Below are 18,373 nucleotides of genomic sequence, written 5' to 3'. Positions count from 1 at the left end.
AAGCTTACTGTTCTATGCTATCGTTTTAATTTCCTTGAGAAGAAAGTTTAGAATTTTTTAAGGGTTTGCCCAAAAGAGTGAGATTGAGAACGTGACCCCCGACAACCAAATAGACGGAATCAGCAATTGCGCCGATCTGACGTACTAAATCGCCTAAGCGATCGCGAAATAGCCTGCCCGAAGGATAGGCGGGAACCACTCCCCAACCCGTCTCCTCTGCGACTAAAATAATATCAACTGCGGCTTGTTGTAAGCGATCGAGCAACTCGAAAGCGATATTTTCCCAGGTTGTCTCATCGCGATCGAGCAAGTTAGCTACCCAAGTTCCCAGCGAATCTACCAATAAGCATTGAGGAGGTGTGGCTGCCTCAAAAGTAGCGGCTAGTTCTATGGGCACTTGTAGTGTTTGCCATTCTGCTGGTCGTCTGAGACGATGTTTTTCGATCCGTGCTTGCCATTGGGAATCGCTAGGATCTATAGTAGCCGTCGCCACGTAGACGACGGATTTGCCAGTCTGTGTGGCTAGCGTTTCTGCCCATTCGCTTTTGCCAGAACGGGCAGCACCCGTGACGAGAATAATTTGTCTGGATGGGAATCGAGATCGATTCATTATTAAAATAGAAAGCAAACTTGTCAGCGTTGCTGTGAAAGGTTATCCTAATGGCACTTCTCTTGCGATCGCGTCAAGACTTAAACTCATTATTAAATAACTTATCGCTTTTTTAGAATGTCTGCTAAGCCAGAAAAAGTCCCTGTTTCTGTTTTAATTCCAGCCAAGGATGAAGAGCAAAACCTTCCAGCTTGCCTGGAGAGCGTGGCTAGGGCTGACGAAATTATTCTCGTTGATTCTCAGAGTCGCGATCGCACCTGTGAAATTGCCGAAAGCTATGGGGCAAAAGTCGTTCAATTTTACTTTAACGGTCGCTGGCCCAAAAAAAAGAATTGGTCGTTAGACACGCTTCCCTTTCGCAATGATTGGGTATTAATTGTCGATTGTGACGAACGCATTACGCCAGAACTTTGGGACGAAATCGCCCAAGCGATTAAAGATCCGACCTACGCTGGCTACTATCTCAATCGCCGCGTCTTTTTTCTGGGCAAATGGATTCGCTATGGCGGCAAATATCCCGATTGGAATTTGCGATTATTTAAACATAAATTGGGTCGCTATGAAAATCTTAAAACAGAAGACATTCCCAATACTGGCGATAATGAAGTTCACGAACACGTCATTCTAGAAGGCAAGACAGGCTACCTGAAATATGACATGCTACACATCGACTTTCGGGATATTTATCACTGGTTGGAGAGACACAACCGCTACTCTAACTGGGAAGCCCGCGTCTACTACAATATTCTGACGGATTCAGACGAAAGCGGTACTATCGGCGCTAATTTATTCGGAGATGCAGTGCAGCGCAAGCGCTTTCTCAAGAAAATTTGGGTGCGACTGCCCTTCAAACCCCTGCTGCGATTTATCTTGTTTTACGTCATTCGTCTCGGTTTTTTAGATGGCAAGGCAGGCTATATTTATGCTCGCCTGTTGAGTCAGTATGAGTATCAAATTGGCGTAAAGCTGTACGAATTGCAGCAATTTGGAGGTCGCCTGAATATTCCTACTCCCGCTCAAGATTCCCTGTCTCAAACTTCACCCGAACCCGCCGAACTCGCCAATTAATGGAGCCTCCATCCGAATTTTCTCCTAAATTAGATGCCACGCCCCTGATAGATTTACGCCTTTACGATCAATCTTGGTTCGATCGCGGAAAACCGGGTTGGTTTATCTTGTTGTGGTGGTTAGTGCAGGCAATTGCTTTTCCTCTAAGTCTTCACAATGCCCATGGATTTCGCTGTTGGTTATTGCGCCTGTTTGGAGCAAAAATCGGCAAGGGGGTGCTAATACGACCGACTGCCCGCTTTACCTACCCCTGGAAAATTGAAATTGGCGACTATAGCTGGATTGGGGACGATGTTGTTTTGTACAGCTTAGATCGCATCACTATCGGTACTCAGTGCGTCATTTCCCAAAAATCCTATCTCTGCACTGGCAGTCACGATTTTCGCGATGTCGCTTTTAATCTAGTTACCGCTCCGATTATTATAGGCAATGGGGTTTGGATAGCGGCAGACTGTTTTATCGGTTGTGGAGTGAAAATTGGCGCCAATGCCGCGATCGGGGCGCGTAGCAGCGTTTTTAGCGATATTCCCGAACAGCAAGTGGCTTGGGGAACTCCTTGCCGTCCTCGTTATCCCAGAGTCATGAAAGCAGTTTAAGATTGACTCTTTGGCTTTGCGGAGGTATAGTCCCATTCTCCTCGCGATCGCGCTAAGTTTGGTAATGAAGGTTAAAATTCTCGATAGTTGCTCTGCATCCTTGTCTCAATGCCGCCATTTTCAGAAGTGGAAAAAAAGAGCAATTCGAGCGAGGATGAAAAAAATGGATTTGGATCGATGAAGATGACAACATCAACAGAAGTTTATCAGGGACAGTTTGGCGAATTTGCTATCACAGATAGCGATCGCACCGGAGTCATCATCTACCGCGCCGGATTGATAGTAGCAGCTCTAAGCTTTACTATAGGCAGCGTCTTGGTTCTCTGGCAAGGAGCAACGCCATTCGTCGTCCAAGCATTAACTCCCCTATTTGCTGTTTTTTCTCTCGGTTTAGCCATTAGTTTGGTTACCATTCATATTTATCTCATTCAACTACATCGACTCCTGCAACTTTTTTGGTTGGTCGGAACCTTATCAGCGGTTATTTTAGCTTTGACTCACAGCGAACCCCTCGCTTTAGTCATTTATAATCGTCCCGTAACTTTATTGGGCGTTGGTTTTACTTTCGCTGCTTTGACGGGCATTTTTTTTAAAGAAGCCTTTTGTTTCAACCGCTTTGAAACTAAATTGCTTACCCCAATAATCCCTTTGCTTTTGGTAGGACATTTGGTCGGAGTTCTGCCTGTTAATGTAGAGCAAATTTTGTTGGCTATTTGGACAATTTTATTCGTTGTTTTTGCCGTTCGCAAAGCAATACAACCTATTCCTCCCGATATCGGCGATAAATCGGTTTTTGCCTATCTCAAACAACAGCGGGCGAAAGCATAGACTTCTAGATCGCGATCGCCAGAATCAATTCTCTCATAGTAAAACGATCGCAATTACCTTACCTGTTCGGGGCGATCGCATTTGATTCAACTTTAGCTATGCTAAAAAAATAGATAATATCAATTTTCAGGTTTTCGCGAGCGACATTCTTCTCCCCTCTCCCAAATAGGGAGAGGGGTTGGGGGTGAGGGCGATCGACTATCTGTGTCATTAATGAATGAAAAATGATATAAAAATTTTTCCGACTCTCTTGCTTGCATAGACGCACGGCACAAGCGTCTACTCGCAATCATCAGGATCGCCCTTGCATTCTGGTTGGGCTTGGCTGAGTCGAGTGAAGTCATCTGCGCGATCTGCCCAAGCATTTCCTATTGCTCCACTCCCAAGTATCAGGAGCAATGCGATCGCTATGCCAGTCAACAACCTATGTCTCATCATTAATACACCCTTCCTTTATCCCTATCTATACAATTAGCGTTTAATATCTTTAAATGTCCTTCACTCTATGTCTAGAATAACGACTTTACAAAAGCATGTCAGTCCCAACCAACACGGCTAATGCCAGTAGCATCTCGGAGTCAGATGTACTTCCCTAAGTGGAAAATAGTAGAACGAAGTGGAAAATAGTAGAATTGGAATTCTACAGAATTTTTCTCAACCAGAAAGCCTTTTAAGTCGCGGGGTCTGATGAAACCAAAAGACTGGGATCGATTTCTCAAACAAATAGCAAGCGATTATGACCTACATGGCAAGTTAAAAGAGATTTTTATAGTCCGATTTGCTTACGAAAATTGGCGCAAACCCGATAAAGAAATTTGGGAACTGGCAGAAGCCGCAAGCCATGAAACCTATAAAAAGCAAATGACGGAAATCTACAGTTATTTTGCTAAAGATAGACCCAATGGTTGCCCGGAATTAGAACCCCACAGCAAAGGACCGGGAAAGTTTCAAATCTTGCGAGAATGGCTCAAAGAAATTAAATATCCAGAGTGGAATCAAACAACGGCGACTCTAGGCGAGCGAGGCAATATTGCGCTAGATTTTTTGGTTCCACTCCCCAGCAATTCTTCTATTCCCATTACGTCAGATTTTCCCATTTATATTCAACGTCCGCCTATCGAATCTGACTGCTGTCAAGAAATTGTTAAGCCAGGCGCTTTAATTCGGATCAAAGCTCCCGAAAAAATGGGAAAAACTTCTTTACTGAAAGGGATTCTCGCTTATGCAGAAACTTGTGGCTATCGCAAGGTCTATTTAAACCTGCGAGCGGCAGAAGGAGCAATGTTTGCTAGCTTGGATAAATTTTTGCGTTGGTTTTGTGCCAATATTAGTCGAGAATTGGGTCTAAAACCAATGTTAGATGACTATTGGGATGAAGAATTGTTTGGCAGTTTAGTGAGCTGTAAAACCTATTTTCAAAGCTATTTATTGGAACAACTCGACAGTCCTTTAGCTTTAGGATTGGATAATGTCGATCGCATTTTTGAATATACCGACATTGCTCAAGATTTTTTACCCATGTTGCGCTATTGGCACGAAGAAGCCAACAATCTTCCTATCTGGCAAAATCTGCGGCTAGTCATCGCTAACTCTACGGAAGTGTATATCAAATTAGATGCTAATCAATCCCCATTTAATGTAGGGCGACAGGTCAAGTTACCGGGGTTTAATTTAGAGCAGGTGCAACTTCTCGCCAAGCATTACGGACTCGATTGGACAGAGGATGTGGAGATGCAAAAGTTTGCTTCTGCCTTGATTGAAATGGTAGGCGGACATCCTTATTTAATTCGCTTGGCACTTGATGCCCTGTGCCATCAGAATTTATCTAAAGAGCAGTTATTACAAGAAGCTCCAACTCAGGGAGGAATTTATGGTTCTCATTTGCGTCGCCACTGGGATAACTTACAATCCTCGCCAGAACTTGCCGCCGCAATGAAAGCAGTCGTGACATCCGAGACGGGAGTACAGTTAGAACCGACGCTAGCCTATAAGTTAGAAAGTATGGGGTTGGTAATATTGGTCGGCGATGAAGTACAACCGAGTTGCGAATTGTACCGTCAGTATTTTTGCGATCGCTTGTAACTATTAATGTAACTAGCTTTAATTTGTCGTCCCTGAGGGCAAGCGCAAGCACCGCTACTGCTTGCTAACTTGTCCTCGTTTTTTAGCTAGATTTTTCTAATGTAATATAATACAATTGAGATTGAATGTTAATTGTAGTGCAATACTTTTTTTAATAGACCAACCTATTTTTAGAAACTAAACGATCGTGCAGGGGAAACTAACATGCAAGGTAAAGAGACGACGCGATCGCCTATTTTATTTCCCAAAATATCGTTTTTGAATCAATTACAAAAATTTTCAATCCGATGTCGCGATCGCTTTTATGATTAATTATTGAAAATTAGATTTTTATAAACTTAAAAGTATTATCTTATTATGTTGCCCCAAAATCATTTAAATAATAAAAAAAAGTATTAATTGTTATCGTTAACTATCGAACACCGACTTTAACAATTGATTGCTTGCACTCTTTAGCCAATGAAGTTAAATCTTTACCAAATCTGAGCGCGATCGTCGTTGATAATGATTCGGGCGATGGTTCGATAGAACAAATAGAAACAGCTATTAAAACTCAAGGTTGGAGCGATTGGGCAACCATTTTAGCAGCCGAACGCAATGGCGGCTATGCCTATGGTAATAATCTAGCGATAAGAGCCGCTCTCGCATCCTCCTATCCTCCCGATTATATTCTCTTGCTCAATCCAGATACGATCGCGCGTCCGGCAGCCATAAAAACCCTAGTTGACTTCATGGAGCAACATCCCCAAGTTGGAATTGCAGGCAGTCGCCTAGAAGACCCCGACGGTACGCCACAACACTCCGCCTTTCGCTTTCATACTCTCCTGAGCGAGTTAGAGTCCGGTTTGCGCTTAGGAGTCATTTCTCGGTTACTATCAAAGTGGATAATTGCCCCGCCCGTGTCTGACGTGGATTGTCAAACCGATTGGGTAGCGGGTGCCAGCATGATGATTCGTCGCGAGGTATTCGAGTCAATTGGCTTGATGGACGAAGAATACTTTATGTATTACGAAGAAGTCGATTTTTGCTTGCAGGCGAAGAAAGCAGGATGGAGTTGCTGGTATGTTCTCGAAAGTCGAGTCGTGCATCTAGTAGGACAAAGTTCGGGGGTAACAAATACAAAAATTCCTCCTCAACGCCGCCCACAGTATTGGTTCGATTCTCGGCGGCGTTACTTTCTCAAAAACCACGGTTGGATGTATGCTGCTCTAGCCGATTTTCTCTGGTTGTTTGGCTTTATTTTGTGGAGAGTCCGCAGAGTAATCCAAAGAAAACCCGATCCCGATCCTCCCTATCTGCTAGAAGATTTTCTTCGCCATGCAATGGGCAAGCAACGAGAGACTGTCGAGCCGGGATTGTGGGAGCAAATTAAAGAAGACTGGATAGCCCACGGACGCGATTGGACGAAGCCGGGATTTCGTGCGGTTGCCGTTCATCGGTTTGGCAACTGGAGAATGAAAATCAAACCCAAACTATTACGCGCTCCTTTTAGCGTTTTTTATCGCTTTTTATATCGCACCATTCGCAATTGTTACGGAATCGATCTTCCTTATACTGTCAAGCTGGGTCGTCGCGTCATTATCGAGCACCAACACTGCATTATAATTCACGGAAATTGCGTTATTGGCGATGATTGTATTATTCGTCAAGGCGTGACTCTGGGAAATAGCCATCTCGATCGCCCGTTCGAGGCACCGAAGTTGGGAGCGAGAGTGAACGTGGGAGCAGGGGCAAAACTTCTCGGCAACATTACCATTGGCGATGATGTTAACATCGGCGCTAATGCCGTCGTTCTTTCTGACATTCCGGCAGGTAAGACAGCTGTTGGCATTCCAGCTAAAATTGTCAGGTAAAACGGCTGTTGGCATTCCAGCTAAAAATGAACTACTCCAGTCTGCTACGCTGAGAGTCAGGAATTTCCTGATGAAGTCAAAAAATGGGATCGGACTCAATCTTTTTGGTCGGGTTCCTATTATGTTGCCTCGACGGGTGGCGCACCAATTGAAAAACTGAAAGAATACATCAACAATCAGGAGCGACCAAAAGATTAATTGGCGATGTTCGGGGTGTTGAATCCCTCCATCGCCTCGCATTTAGCGCCCCAATCCGCTATCGCGCTCGATTGGGGATCCCCTCGATTTTCGTTGTATCTCCTGTGCCGATTGCTTTTTATCCATTCAATAGCGCTTCCACGAACTCGTAGCTCGAAAAAGGACGCAAATCTTCTATTCCCTCCCCCGCACCGATAAAGCGAATGGGTAAATTAAGCTGTTGGGCAACGGCAAAAGCGACACCGCCTTTCGCCGTTCCATCCAACTTGGTTAGGACCACGCCGCTGAGTTTAGCGACTTCGGCAAATACTTGTGCCTGACGCAGCCCATTTTGACCCAAAGTGGCATCCAAAACTAGCAGCGATTCCACCTTGGCATCGGCGGCTTTTTTGTCGATAATACGGCGAATCTTTGCCAGTTCTTCCATCAAATTTTTCTTATTCTGCAACCGTCCCGCTGTATCCACCAACAGTAAATCTATGTTGCGGGATTGAGCTGCTGCAATTCCGTCATAAACGACTGCTGCTGGGTCGGTATTTTTGCCTGGATTAGCGATGACGGGGGTTCCGCTGCGCTCTCCCCAGACTTTTACTTGCTCTACTGCCGCAGCGCGAAACGTATCTGCCGCTGCAATCAAGCAGCTATAGCCGGATTTTTGAGCTAGATGTGCCAGTTTGCCGATTGTGGTCGTTTTTCCGACCCCGTTAACTCCGGTTAGCAACCAGATATTGAGGATGTCTTTTTCGGGGGCAAAAGCGGGATCGCCGAGATTTTTTAAAGGACGGTCTAGGATGTCGCGAAGAATTGTTTTGAGGTATTCGATCGCGCCTTCTGGCGGTAAAGCTTCTTCTCGCAATCTATTCTGTAGCGTACTAATAATATAATCTGTTGCTTCTAGCCCAACATCTGCTTGGAGAAGCAGCGCCTCGATTTCCATCACTGCATCTCGGTTGAGCGGACCTTGACCGACAATTGCTTTGAGTTGGTTGACCAAGCTGCGACGGGTTTTCCCCAGTCCTTGGCGCAGCCGTTTGAGCCAGCTAATTTCTTCAGAGGAGATATCTTCTGGTTTGCGTCCTTGAGCGGCTAGAACTCTAGCCGACCAAACAAACTCTTCATCAAAGGGCAAATCGGCGGTTTCTGTCGGAGCCACCGGAGGAGCGACTGGCTTCTGCTTAGCTTTTGGTGCTGGCGTTTCAATTGCCGTTTCTTTGAGAATTTCTAGCCGATCTGACTTACGCATCCAAGCGGGCGCGGGGCTTGGGGCGGAAGTTTCCGGTTTTGGCGCTGCGGCTTCTGTTTCTGGTATTTCAACCGTTGGCGTTGAACTCGTGGCGATGGGAGCGGTTGTTTCTGCTGCCGATTCTACTGTTACGGTTTCGCCCTCGACAACGGTTTCTGTCGATTCGGATGGTGCCTGGGCTTGTTGGGCTTTTCGTTTTTGGATATTGGCAAAAGCCGTTTTTGCCCAGTTGAGATACTCATCTTGAGTCAAACTGGGTTCTTCTTTCGTCGATTCGGTATCGGTAGGTTGAGCCTCTGGCGGCGCTTGTTCTGGCGTTTGCTTTTGTTCTTCTGGTTGGGAGGGAGTTCCCGTCTGGCGGCGAAACCAATTAAACATAACAGCGATCGTTAATTCACTACACTAAACTCTCTGTAATCGATCTTAACGATTAGGATTGCCAAATCGATCGCTGGACTTTAGCTTTTAGCTTCGGCTTTTAGGCGATCGCTCACTCGCCTTAGCACGCCGTTGATAAAGCGATAGCCATCTTCGTCAGAATAGCGCTTGGCTAATTCCACTGCTTCGTTGATGGCAACTTTTTGGGGAATATCGAGAAATAAAATCTCTGCTACCGCTATCCGCAAAATATCGCGATCGATCCTCGGCAGGCGATTTAATTGCCAATCCAAAAGCGAGGCTTCAATCTGTCGGTCGATCTCTCGACTCCTGCGATTGACTGTTCCAATTAATTCGATCGCGTATTCGCGAACTTCATACTGGCTCGATAGTTGCACTAATTCTGGTAGTTCTACGGCAATCGCTAGTCGATTAATGGCACTTTGCGTTAGCGCGATCGCTTCTTTGACCATTGCTTTAGCACTTTCAACGCTAGTAGCGCGGGTTTCGCTCTTTAATAATTGTTCGTTAGCGCGCGTGACTTCAGTCGCAGACGTTTCTAGCGTTTCGTGAATCTCGCCGATCAGCGTCCTAATAGCGATTAAAACGAGATCGTTTAATTCTTGGCGATCGAGCTTGTCTGAAGTTCCTTTCAATTGACTTAGACTTAAGAGGGCGATTTCGCGGGCAACGCGGCGAGGTTGTAGACGAGGAGGCATAATGTAGAGAGGGGAAGAAGAGACGGTAGGGGAAACGACTAACGACTAACCACCGACGCTATTCGCTAAGATTCGGTTACGGCTCGGCGTTTTTCGTCGGATGAGGGAGTTTCTAGGTCCATTTTTTGATATGTCCTTGGTAAAGAAAGCGGTACTGAGGCGGAAGGGGCATCAGCACCGACAATGCCGCCAGAAATGAGAATTTTAAAAGCATCTTCGATCGATATCGAAAGGGTAATTGCCTCTTCTTCTGGTACTATCGCATACCAACCCGACGTTGGGTTGGGAGTTGTGGGAATAAAAACGCTTAGAACGGGTTTGGAAATCTGAGACTGAATCATAGGACTGACTGTTCCAGTCACAAAACCAATACTCCAGATTCCTGGGCGGGGGTATTCTACCATGACGACGCGGCGAAATTTGCTTTTGGAATCTTTAAAAAGGGTTTCGAGAATTTGTTGCAGGGTTTTGTAGACCGCTCCAGCTAGGGGTATTGCCTGTAGAATCTGTTCTCCCAAGTCCAGCAGCCATCGCCCGGCAATATTGCGTGCCATTAAGCCAATCAGCAAAATGCACAGGAGGGGAACAGCGAAGCCTACCAACAGGTTGAGCAAGTAGGTCACAATTGGATCGAGACCGTCAAAGGGATTTAGCTGTTTGGGAATCTGAGTCAGGAAATCGATTACCCAACTCGCTACGGTAATCGTTAGCCAAATAGTCGTAGCTAGAGGAATAACGACGAGAAGACCCGCTATAAGGTCGTTTTTTAGATCCTGCTTGAAGCGTTGGAGCACGGGGGGCAGATTCTTCATACCAGGGATGTTTTGAAATTAAGCCTACTGCTGTTTTAACTAAACGGTTCCTAATACAGCAGGGCGCGGAACATTCATAATTTTTTCTTAATAGCTATCAGTATATTTATTATTTTTAAGACTTGCAAAAAATTGTTTCAAGTATTGACATTTGGCTTTTAATGTGTATATGTAGCTTGAAACCGAAGCAAAACATAATTTTATTAAGATTTTCAAACTAATTGTATCATAATTGACAACTAAAAAAATCCCGCTCCGATTTTGGTGCGGGAATTCAGTAGAGCTTGTTTAAACTCTGGAGCGGCTGGTTTTCATGCTTCCCAAGCCTCTAAAACCAAGCCAGCCGATCGCGCTGTAACCGATTGCTAGCATTAAGCTACTCAATCCAACTCGTAGCCCTTGCTTGAGTGCTTCGCTCTTGGCTTGATTTTCTGCATTGCGTCGGATGTCAAGCAATTGAGTTTGCCATTGATTTTTCAGCTCCTCCAATCGTTGTTTGAACTGTTGGGGGTTTTTCGCTAAGTCTCTGAGTCCTTGTAGTTGATCTCTAGTTTGACGCGCTTGTTCTAGGACTTGAGCATTAACCTGTCTTCCTTGAACTTGACCCGTTTCAATGATTTGGTTGAGTCGTGCGAGTTCTTGGTCGATGAGTTGAGGATTTTGGGAAAGTGTATTGATCTGAGCCAAACGATTTTTGATTTGTTCTTCTCCCTGTCCGGCTCCCTGCTGGATTTGTTCTAGGGCAACAGTTTTAGCCTGATTGAGATTGTTCAAGTGAACGGGCACTAACAGCAAGAATAGCAGCCCCAGAACGCTTGCCAGAATAAATACAGGCAGCCTCAATCCCGGCCCCTTGGCAGGACTGCCACTATTGCTATCGATCCAGTATCCCAACAAAATAAGAGCCATACCTACCATGGGAACGATCCCGCGATCGACAATACTGGTGACAAAGTTAATTTGCCATTGGGCACTTTGCCAGTTAAAAGGGATCCCCAGAGTCACATAGTCGAGTAACGAGGAGAGAATGAAGATCGTCCCGATTAATTTGAGGGATAAAGAAGTAAATGTCGAGCTATTCATCGCTTTTATGGTCGATTGTTTACAAATTAGGAATTAAGGCAATGAAATCTAAACTATCATGAGGGTGACTGATATAAAAATCGAACTATCGATTATTAGAGATAAAAACAGAGTTTGTTACATCTTTACAGAGAGAGGTCGGAATTAAAAACTCAAAGTTGCCTGAGAACGACCTACCATTATTGTTAAATAATGCTAATTCCGTAACAGTTCTTTTCTCTAGAACGCAGTCTTTGTTGCAGAATATGCTGAATTCCGATCCCTGAATTTTTGTAAATATCACTTCAATATAATATAGATAAACCGAAACCAATGGGATGTAAAGTTTTTTTGAAGTTTGCTTGAGAGTTTAAACAGCACTCTGTAAAAGAAGGAGAACCTTGTCAGACAAGGGAATAGTGATGAAAAAATTAGTTGAGATTTTGCCCGATAAACAAGCACTCATAGAGCGATCGCTGACTCTCGTACTAGAAAAAATGCAGAGCGCCATTCAAGAGCGAGGGCAGTGTACGCTGGCTTTATCAGGGGGCAGTACTCCTAAACCCTTGTACGAAGCCCTGGCGGAGCAACCTTTGCCTTGGGAGAAAATTCAGGTATTTTGGGGCGACGAGCGCTATGTTCCGTCAGACCATCCCGAAAGCAATCAGCGAATGGCTCGTCAAGCTTGGCTCGATCGGGTTAGCATTCCAGCTGCCAATATTCACCCCATGCCGACGAGTGCGGGCGACCCTGCCCGCGATGCCCAAAATTACGAAACAGAATTGCAGCAATGGTTTAAGCTTCATAGCGGAGAAGTTCCCGTTTTTGATATCGTGTTATTGGGCATTGGAGATGACGGACATACGGCATCTTTATTTCCTCGTACCGAGGCACTTAAAGTCAGCGATCGCTTGGTAACAGTGGGCAACAAAGACGGTCAACCTCGTCTAACCTTTACTGCCCGTCTGATTAACCAAGCTCGTTGCGTTATCTTTCTAGTCGCGGGCGAAAGCAAACGACCTGCTCTAAAGCAAATTTTTGCTCCTTCAGGAGACGAGATGACCTATCCCGCACGATTAGTCCAACCCAAGGGAGAACTGTGGTGGCTGCTAGACAAAGCAGCCGGAGCAGAACTGAATTCAACGACCAGTGACCAACGAGCGATCGGCGACCAGTCTCTTAAAGCTAATAATTAGTAACTGACAACTGATAATTAACAACTGATAACTGATAACCGATAACTGATGAGTGACTATGATTGTCTGCCCTCATTGCAACCACCAAAATCCTGACGAAGCAATTCAGTGCGAAGCTTGCTACACGCCTTTGCCGACAACGACTAACTGTCCGAACTGCGGCGCTCCCGTACAGACGGACGCAACTTTTTGCGGTCAGTGCGGCTTTAGTTTGAAACAGGAGATGGGCGACTCTGCTGATGACATTCCAGAGACAATCGTCAGTTCCAACAGAGTTTCGGCTAGCGAAAGTGAGAAGGAAGAAGCGATCGCGGTTGCGCAATCCATTCAAACCAAGCCAGTAAACCTAGCTAATTCGGCTGTGGCAGCAACGGATGGCGGTCGCGTCGGCAAGAGTTCCGACGCTGCGTCTTCCAAGCCAGGTGTGGCGGCATCCTCCGAACCCAAGCCAATTGCGCCGCCTCCATCAGTTGCTCCTCCCGTCTCGGCAAACCCGAAAGCCACCAAACCAGAGTCAGAAGCGGGTTCGCTTGCACTGCCAGAACCGCCTCCTAGCAAGCCATTGTCCGTACCGAAATCGGCACCTAAAGTTAGCTCGCCGCCTAAAGTTAGCTCGTCACCATCTCCGCCTCCCACCCCCTATCCCTCGACTCCTATGGCTGGCAGCGCTCCGACAAGACTACAAATTCAAACGGCGAGTTTGTTGCACGTTCAAACGCAAACTCGGATCGAACTCTCCTATGCTCTACCCGTTATTCACATTGGTAAGCCTAACGAGCAGATTCCTCCCGATGTCGATGTTTCCGGTTTTCCAGATTCGGAAATTGTCTCTCGCGTCCATGCGGATATTCGCGTGGAGGGAGATACTTTCTATATAGAAGATATGGGCAGTTCTAATGGAACCTATATCAACCACACGCCTCTTCTACCAGGTAATCGCCATCGACTTAGAAGTGGCGATCGCATCGGTTTGGGCAAGGGAGATAAAGTGACGTTTATCTTCCAATTGAGTTGAAATGGCTGTAGGGGCAAAGTACTTCTTGCTCCTACCAATCTCCGATTCAGGGTGAGCTATGCGAACGAATTGGCGAATTGGATCTTTATTTGACATTCCTTTTTATATAGATTTCTCATGGTTTTTGATTTTAGCTTTTGTTACTTTTATCAATGCAGGGGATGTCAATGCTAGCGGTTTGTCTGGTAGTTCGCCACTACTGGGCTGGTTTGCTGGACTGATACTGGCTCTGTTGCTTTTTGCTTCGGTGTTGTTGCACGAGTTGGGTCACAGTCTGGTAGCCCGTTCTCAGGGAATTTCCGTCAATTCTATTACCCTGTTTCTTTTCGGGGGCATTGCTTCGATCGACCGAGAATCAAAAACGCCTGGAGAAGCTTTTCTAGTCGCGATCGCGGGACCAGTTGTCAGTTTGATACTGTTTGCATTGTTTTTGAGCCTGACTCGCTTGGGCAGCGAATCTAGCCTGTTAGGATTTGTTGCTGCTGATTTAGCTAGGATTAATTTAGTTTTGGCATTATTCAACTTAATTCCAGGACTTCCCCTAGATGGCGGGCAAGTTTTAAAAGCTGTTGTCTGGAAGTGTACGGGCGATCGCTTCTCAGGTATGCGCTGGGCTTCTGCAAGCGGGAAGTTAATGGGATTTTTGGGAATCTCGGTTGGCTTGTTGCTCGTTTTGCTGACGGGAGAAATTAGTGCTGTTTGGATTGCTTTTATTGGTTGGTTCGTTTTGCGTAATGCCAGCGCTTACGATCGCCTGACTGGGTTGCAGGAGAGTTTGTTAAATTTAGTGGCAGCCGATGCGATGGATCGTGAGTTTCGAGTCGTTAACGCCAATCTAACGCTGCGAGATTTTGCCCAGGAATATATTCTTGCCGAGATAACTTCTCCTAGTACTTACTATGCCGCTTCTGAGGGACGCTATCGCGGTTTGATTCGGATGAGAGATTTACACTCGATAGAACGCAGCGAATGGGAGAGTAAAACTTTGGCAAATATTGCCCATCCCTTAACCGAAATCCCTTCGGTGCAAGAAAAGACTTCTTTGCTAGAAGTCATCAATTGCTTAGAACAGATAGAGGATAGGCGGATTACAGTACTTTCTCCGTCGGGTGCGGTAGCTGGCGTTATCGATCGCGGCGATCTCGTTAAAGCCATAGCCGTTAGGCAAAATCTGTCCATTCCCGATGCAGAAATCAAGCGAATTAAAGCCGAGGGAACATATCCCGCTTATATGCAACTAGCTGCGATCGCTAAATCAGTAATCAGTAATCAATAATCATTTAATCCCATAGGCAAAGAATTCCGCGATCGAATCAGGAAATTCATTCCCTTGTGGTGGGGTGAAGTTTCGCTATAGATATCAAAAGTTTTATTGAATGTACTTGTCAATTGAAAGAAAGTTCTTACCGATACTTGACAAATTACTAAAGTATAGGAGTAGAACTACTTTTAATTCTTAGCGATCGCTTTGTAAGCTTATACCAATTTTCAGGTTTTCGCGATCGACTATCTCTGTCATTAATGAATGAAAAATGGTATTACTTTAATGTGTGGTTTAAGAAACTCTACAAATTTTAAATAAAAAATCAGTATGAATAGTAATTCACATTTCTACAGAATCTTTCCATTGCTGATAGGGATATTTAGCTAAGTTGGAATTGTAATATCTTAGATCGCCCGTTACTTCGCGATCGAGCCAATCTGGCAATTCAATCTTTTGCTTCTCATCATTCAATTCAACTTCTGCCAAAATTAATCCTTTATTTTCTCCTAAAAATTCATCGACTTCCCACAGCAAATCTTCTAAATAAATCTTATATCTAATCTTTTCAATCAAAGGGCGATCGCACAGAGTATCTAACATCATTTTTGCATCTTCAACTGGGATAGGATACTCAAATTCCTGTCTGGTCATCCCTTTTGTTTTCCCTTTAATAGTCAAATACCCATTCTCGCCAGCGATTCTCACGCGAACGGTTATGCCATTAACTGTAGAAATATAGCCTTGGCGATAAACTTTTCTAGTGCCTAAAGAACGCCAAGAATCTCCTTTAACTAGAAACTTTCGTTCGATTTCAGCTGCCATTTTCGTCAATTATAAATTCTGAATTATAAATCATAAAAACTGACTTTTGACTTCTATAATTATAGGGAGATAAGGAGAAGAAAATATGAGTTATAGAATGGATCGCCGCGCCTATGCAGAAACCTATGGACCAACAGTAGGCGATCGCGTTCGTTTAGCAGATACAGAATTATTTATTGAAGTCGAACAAGATTATACGACCTACGGCGATGAAGTCAAATTTGGCGGCGGGAAAGTCATCCGCGATGGCATGGGACAATCTCCGATTTCCCGCGACGATGGCGCAGTCGATATGGTAATTACGAATGCTCTTATTCTCGACTGGTGGGGAATTGTTAAAGCCGATGTTGGGATCAAAGACGGTAAAATTTACAAGATAGGGAAAGCAGGCAATCCCTATATTCAGGATAACGTTAATATTATTATCGGACCCGCTACCGAAGCCGTTGCCGGAGAAGGCATGATTCTCACGGCGGGAGGCATTGACGCTCACATTCACTTCATCTGTCCCCAACAAATCGAAGTTGCGATCGCGTCTGGCATTACTACTATGATAGGCGGCGGCACCGGACCCGCTACGGGAACTAACGCTACAACCTGTACTCCTGGCGCATGGAATATTTACCGGATGTTACAAGCGGCGGATGCTTTTCCTGTCAATTTGGGATTTTTGGGGAAAGGCAATAGCAGTCAACCCGAAGGATTAGCAGAACAAATCGTCGCGGGTGCGATGGGATTGAAGCTACACGAAGACTGGGGAACTACGCCTGCCGCGATCGATACTTGCTTATCCATCGCAGATGAATACGACGTACAAGTCGCCATTCACACCGACACTCTCAACGAAGCAGGATTTGTAGAAACTACCATCGCCGCCTTCAAAAACCGCGTCATTCATACCTACCACACCGAAGGCGCAGGAGGAGGTCACGCACCCGATATCATTCGCGTCTGCGGCGAAGCAAACGTACTTCCTTCCTCTACCAATCCCACCCGCCCTTACACTATCAATACCCTAGAAGAACACCTGGATATGTTAATGGTGTGCCACCACCTCGATAAAAGCATTCCCGAAGATGTTGCCTTTGCCGAATCTCGCATTCGCCGGGAAACCATTGCCGCAGAAGATATCCTCCACGATCTTGGTGCGTTTAGCATGATTTCATCTGACTCGCAGGCGATGGGAAGGGTAGGAGAAGTGATTATTCGCACTTGGCAAACCGCCCATAAAATGAAGCTACAGCGAGGAAAGCTGGCAGAAGAAGGAGAAAACGATAATTTTCGTGCTAAACGTTATATTGCCAAATATACAATTAATCCTGCGATTACCCACGGCATTGCTAATTATGTGGGTTCGATTGAAGAAGGAAAATTAGCCGATTTATGTTTGTGGCGACCTGCCTTTTTTGGCGTGAAACCAGAAATTGTGATTAAAGGAGGGTTTATTGCATGGTCGCAAATGGGAGATGCTAATGCTAGTATTCCTACTCCTCAACCCGTGCATATGCGTCCCATGTTTGGCAGTTTTGGCGGCGCGATCGCAGCAACTTCTTTAACCTTTATTTCTAAAGCGGCGTTGAAAGCAAAAATTCCCGAAAAAATTGGCTTGCAAAAACCTGCCGTGGCGGTTTCTAATATCCGCAATTTGAGTAAGCGGGATATGAAATTAAATGATGCTTTGCCAAAGATGGAAGTCGATCCAGAAACCTACGAAGTGAGAGCAGATGGCGAGTTGTTAACCTGCGAACCTGCAACGGTTTTACCCATGGCACAGCGTTATTTCCTTTTTTAAATCTAAATCAGTTAGCTTGTTTTTGTCTTTGCAAAATCTGGGGAATTCTTTTCACGATCTGGTGATATCAAATCCGGATGAGCGATCGCGATAACCATTATATGTTGGGAACTATCTGAGATCTTGCCCCTTTGGCATCAACGCCTAGAACTTTAGTTCTAGGCTCAAAGCGCAACTCGGTTAAAATCGACTAAAATTCCTATCGGGTCTTCTTTAGAAGACTTTTTCGATGGGATAGGTAATTTATCATAACAGCAGTTGTTGAGAATGGTGCAAGATCTTTGGAACTATCAAACTGGTAGCCCAGAAACCTAATACAAGTGCGAGATAGATAAAAAATGCTGATTTGAGTCCAAAAGATACCAGTTGATGTTCGCTAACAACAGAGTTCCGTTCAAAGTTTTTGGCAATAGTCATCGTTAATACTACAATTGCCGAAGAGGTAAACACAGCATAGCCTGCGGCACTATTTTGCACCGCCGCAAACAGTAAGCTGTTATCTAAAGACGCACCGATACTTTGTTGCAGTGTCATCATCAAGGATAGCGATCGAGGATAAAAACTCAGCAATTGCTGATATTACTCTGGAAGCTAAAATTAATATTAGTAATACCGATAATTGACAGACGATAGGCTTTATAATCAGGAAATAGACTAAAAAATAAAGGAATTGATAGAAAAAGCGATACACCAAATCCAGTTAATGATTCAATAGCTAGTAGAAAAGCAATTAATAACAGAAGTGCCTTATGAGTATTATCTAACTGAAATACCTGAATCATAGTTACTAATTTTGTAGACAAATATCTACTCAAGCTTGATAAGGTTTAAACCT

Annotated in this window: 18 protein-coding genes and 2 pseudogenes; 11 read left to right on the top strand and 9 right to left on the bottom strand. The window is 44.8% G+C overall.

All coding sequences use genetic code 11. The features are described from left to right. Positions 1 to 25 precede the first annotated feature (25 nt). Positions 26 to 610, bottom strand: coding sequence for a bifunctional adenosylcobinamide kinase/adenosylcobinamide-phosphate guanylyltransferase (cobU, locus tag NIES593_RS10885; protein WP_073599601.1), 585 nt, complete (start codon positions 608 to 610; stop codon positions 26 to 28). A gap of 117 nt (positions 611 to 727) precedes the next feature. On the opposite strand from cobU, the gene NIES593_RS10880 reads away from it, so the two are divergent. The 3 genes from NIES593_RS10880 (at position 728) to NIES593_RS10870 (ending at position 3,102) form a co-directional block, all read left to right on the top strand. Beyond that, positions 728 to 1,678: a glycosyltransferase family 2 protein gene (locus tag NIES593_RS10880; protein WP_073599600.1), complete on the top strand. Its 951-nt coding sequence runs from the start codon at positions 728 to 730 to the stop codon at positions 1,676 to 1,678. Further along, positions 1,678 to 2,274 carry a hormogonium polysaccharide biosynthesis acetyltransferase HpsU gene (hpsU, locus tag NIES593_RS10875; RefSeq protein WP_073599599.1) on the top strand — a complete coding sequence of 199 codons (597 nt, stop codon included), beginning with the start codon at positions 1,678 to 1,680 and terminating at the stop codon, positions 2,272 to 2,274. The genes NIES593_RS10880 and hpsU overlap by 1 nt, the downstream gene beginning before the upstream one ends. Before the next feature lie 183 nt (positions 2,275 to 2,457). Beyond that, positions 2,458 to 3,102 carry a DUF2301 domain-containing membrane protein gene (locus NIES593_RS10870; RefSeq protein WP_073599691.1) on the top strand — a complete coding sequence of 215 codons (645 nt, stop codon included), beginning with the start codon at positions 2,458 to 2,460 and terminating at the stop codon, positions 3,100 to 3,102. Between the two features lie 58 nt (positions 3,103 to 3,160). On the opposite strand, the gene NIES593_RS24095 is transcribed toward NIES593_RS10870, so the two are convergent. Further along, positions 3,161 to 3,313, bottom strand: a complete 153-nt coding sequence (locus tag NIES593_RS24095; RefSeq protein ID WP_175561105.1) for a hypothetical protein — start codon at positions 3,311 to 3,313, stop codon at positions 3,161 to 3,163. Positions 3,314 to 3,381: 68 nt separating this feature from the next. Continuing rightward, a complete protein-coding gene (locus tag NIES593_RS24090) occupies positions 3,382 to 3,540 on the bottom strand; it encodes a hypothetical protein (protein WP_175561104.1) in 159 nt (52 codons plus the stop codon). A gap of 249 nt (positions 3,541 to 3,789) precedes the next feature. Between NIES593_RS24090 and NIES593_RS10865 the strand changes: the two genes are divergently transcribed. The 4 genes and pseudogenes from NIES593_RS10865 to NIES593_RS10845 all read left to right on the top strand — a co-directional run. Continuing rightward, a complete protein-coding gene (locus NIES593_RS10865) occupies positions 3,790 to 5,184 on the top strand; it encodes an AAA-like domain-containing protein (RefSeq protein WP_073599598.1) in 1,395 nt (464 codons plus the stop codon). A 398-nt stretch (positions 5,185 to 5,582) separates the two neighbouring features. Beyond that, positions 5,583 to 6,509 (top strand): annotated as a pseudogene (locus NIES593_RS25540) (glycosyltransferase family 2 protein); the annotation flags it as partial. Continuing rightward, positions 6,507 to 7,037, top strand: coding sequence for a serine O-acetyltransferase (locus NIES593_RS25535; RefSeq protein WP_217651884.1), 531 nt, complete (start codon positions 6,507 to 6,509; stop codon positions 7,035 to 7,037). The pseudogene NIES593_RS25540 and the gene NIES593_RS25535, both read left to right, overlap by 3 nt. Before the next feature lie 57 nt (positions 7,038 to 7,094). After that, positions 7,095 to 7,235: pseudogene (locus tag NIES593_RS10845) on the top strand (transposase); the annotation flags it as partial. 118 nt (positions 7,236 to 7,353) lie between these two features. On the opposite strand, the gene ftsY reads toward NIES593_RS10845, so the two are convergent. The 4 genes from ftsY to hpsJ-B all read right to left on the bottom strand — a co-directional run bounded on the left by ftsY (position 7,354) and on the right by hpsJ-B (position 11,470). Continuing rightward, positions 7,354 to 8,856 (bottom strand): signal recognition particle-docking protein FtsY, encoded by a 1,503-nt coding sequence (ftsY, locus tag NIES593_RS10840; protein ID WP_073599597.1) that lies wholly within the window; start codon positions 8,854 to 8,856, stop codon positions 7,354 to 7,356. A gap of 80 nt (positions 8,857 to 8,936) precedes the next feature. After that, positions 8,937 to 9,575: a transcription antitermination factor NusB gene (gene nusB / locus NIES593_RS25530; RefSeq protein WP_073599596.1), complete on the bottom strand. Its 639-nt coding sequence runs from the start codon at positions 9,573 to 9,575 to the stop codon at positions 8,937 to 8,939. A 65-nt stretch (positions 9,576 to 9,640) separates the two neighbouring features. Next, positions 9,641 to 10,387: a DUF502 domain-containing protein gene (locus tag NIES593_RS10830; protein WP_175561103.1), complete on the bottom strand. Its 747-nt coding sequence runs from the start codon at positions 10,385 to 10,387 to the stop codon at positions 9,641 to 9,643. A gap of 288 nt (positions 10,388 to 10,675) precedes the next feature. Next, on the bottom strand, positions 10,676 to 11,470 hold the full coding sequence (gene hpsJ-B / locus NIES593_RS10825; RefSeq protein ID WP_073599595.1) for a hormogonium polysaccharide biosynthesis protein HpsJ: 795 nt from the start codon (positions 11,468 to 11,470) through the stop codon (positions 10,676 to 10,678). Between the two features lie 401 nt (positions 11,471 to 11,871). Between hpsJ-B and pgl the strand changes: the two genes are divergently transcribed. The 3 genes from pgl to NIES593_RS10810 are packed head-to-tail and all read left to right on the top strand — an operon-like array spanning position 11,872 to position 14,936. Continuing rightward, complete coding sequence (gene pgl / locus NIES593_RS10820) at positions 11,872 to 12,645, top strand: 6-phosphogluconolactonase (RefSeq protein WP_073599594.1); 774 nt, start codon at positions 11,872 to 11,874, stop codon at positions 12,643 to 12,645. Positions 12,646 to 12,703: 58 nt separating this feature from the next. Beyond that, on the top strand, positions 12,704 to 13,660 hold the full coding sequence (locus NIES593_RS10815; RefSeq protein ID WP_073599593.1) for a double zinc ribbon and FHA domain-containing protein: 957 nt from the start codon (positions 12,704 to 12,706) through the stop codon (positions 13,658 to 13,660). 58 nt (positions 13,661 to 13,718) lie between these two features. Next, entirely contained in the window at positions 13,719 to 14,936 is a 1,218-nt protein-coding gene (locus tag NIES593_RS10810; protein WP_073599592.1) for a site-2 protease family protein, read from the top strand. Positions 14,937 to 15,263: 327 nt separating this feature from the next. Here the strand turns inward: NIES593_RS10810 and NIES593_RS10805 are convergent, their stop codons facing one another. Beyond that, positions 15,264 to 15,746 carry a CYTH domain-containing protein gene (locus NIES593_RS10805; protein ID WP_073599591.1) on the bottom strand — a complete coding sequence of 161 codons (483 nt, stop codon included), beginning with the start codon at positions 15,744 to 15,746 and terminating at the stop codon, positions 15,264 to 15,266. Between the two features lie 85 nt (positions 15,747 to 15,831). On the opposite strand from NIES593_RS10805, the gene ureC reads away from it, so the two are divergent. Beyond that, entirely contained in the window at positions 15,832 to 17,538 is a 1,707-nt protein-coding gene (ureC, locus tag NIES593_RS10800; protein WP_175561102.1) for an urease subunit alpha, read from the top strand. Between the two features lie 246 nt (positions 17,539 to 17,784). Here ureC and NIES593_RS10795 read toward each other — a convergent pair whose 3' ends face one another. Continuing rightward, positions 17,785 to 18,075: a hypothetical protein gene (locus NIES593_RS10795; protein WP_073599589.1), complete on the bottom strand. Its 291-nt coding sequence runs from the start codon at positions 18,073 to 18,075 to the stop codon at positions 17,785 to 17,787. Between the last annotated feature and the right edge of the window lie 298 nt (positions 18,076 to 18,373).

The organism is Hydrococcus rivularis NIES-593 (assembly GCF_001904635.1).
In the GTDB taxonomy this organism is placed as follows: Bacteria; Cyanobacteriota; Cyanobacteriia; order Cyanobacteriales; family Microcystaceae; genus Hydrococcus; species Hydrococcus rivularis.
This window is presented reverse-complemented; position numbering and strand designations above follow the sequence as displayed.

Coding starts and splice junctions, on each gene's coding strand:
- cobU (WP_073599601.1), bottom strand. CDS start 610: ATGAATCGATCTCGATTCCCATCCAGACAAATTATTCTCGTCACGGGT.
- NIES593_RS10880 (WP_073599600.1), top strand. CDS start 728: ATGTCTGCTAAGCCAGAAAAAGTCCCTGTTTCTGTTTTAATTCCAGCC.
- hpsU (WP_073599599.1), top strand. CDS start 1,678: ATGGAGCCTCCATCCGAATTTTCTCCTAAATTAGATGCCACGCCCCTG.
- NIES593_RS10870 (WP_073599691.1), top strand. CDS start 2,458: ATGACAACATCAACAGAAGTTTATCAGGGACAGTTTGGCGAATTTGCT.
- NIES593_RS24095 (WP_175561105.1), bottom strand. CDS start 3,313: ATGACACAGATAGTCGATCGCCCTCACCCCCAACCCCTCTCCCTATTT.
- NIES593_RS24090 (WP_175561104.1), bottom strand. CDS start 3,540: ATGATGAGACATAGGTTGTTGACTGGCATAGCGATCGCATTGCTCCTG.
- NIES593_RS10865 (WP_073599598.1), top strand. CDS start 3,790: ATGAAACCAAAAGACTGGGATCGATTTCTCAAACAAATAGCAAGCGAT.
- NIES593_RS25535 (WP_217651884.1), top strand. CDS start 6,507: ATGGGCAAGCAACGAGAGACTGTCGAGCCGGGATTGTGGGAGCAAATT.
- ftsY (WP_073599597.1), bottom strand. CDS start 8,856: ATGTTTAATTGGTTTCGCCGCCAGACGGGAACTCCCTCCCAACCAGAA.
- nusB (WP_073599596.1), bottom strand. CDS start 9,575: ATGCCTCCTCGTCTACAACCTCGCCGCGTTGCCCGCGAAATCGCCCTC.
- NIES593_RS10830 (WP_175561103.1), bottom strand. CDS start 10,387: ATGAAGAATCTGCCCCCCGTGCTCCAACGCTTCAAGCAGGATCTAAAA.
- hpsJ-B (WP_073599595.1), bottom strand. CDS start 11,470: ATGAATAGCTCGACATTTACTTCTTTATCCCTCAAATTAATCGGGACG.
- pgl (WP_073599594.1), top strand. CDS start 11,872: ATGAAAAAATTAGTTGAGATTTTGCCCGATAAACAAGCACTCATAGAG.
- NIES593_RS10815 (WP_073599593.1), top strand. CDS start 12,704: ATGATTGTCTGCCCTCATTGCAACCACCAAAATCCTGACGAAGCAATT.
- NIES593_RS10810 (WP_073599592.1), top strand. CDS start 13,719: ATGCGAACGAATTGGCGAATTGGATCTTTATTTGACATTCCTTTTTAT.
- NIES593_RS10805 (WP_073599591.1), bottom strand. CDS start 15,746: ATGGCAGCTGAAATCGAACGAAAGTTTCTAGTTAAAGGAGATTCTTGG.
- ureC (WP_175561102.1), top strand. CDS start 15,832: ATGAGTTATAGAATGGATCGCCGCGCCTATGCAGAAACCTATGGACCA.
- NIES593_RS10795 (WP_073599589.1), bottom strand. CDS start 18,075: ATGATGACACTGCAACAAAGTATCGGTGCGTCTTTAGATAACAGCTTA.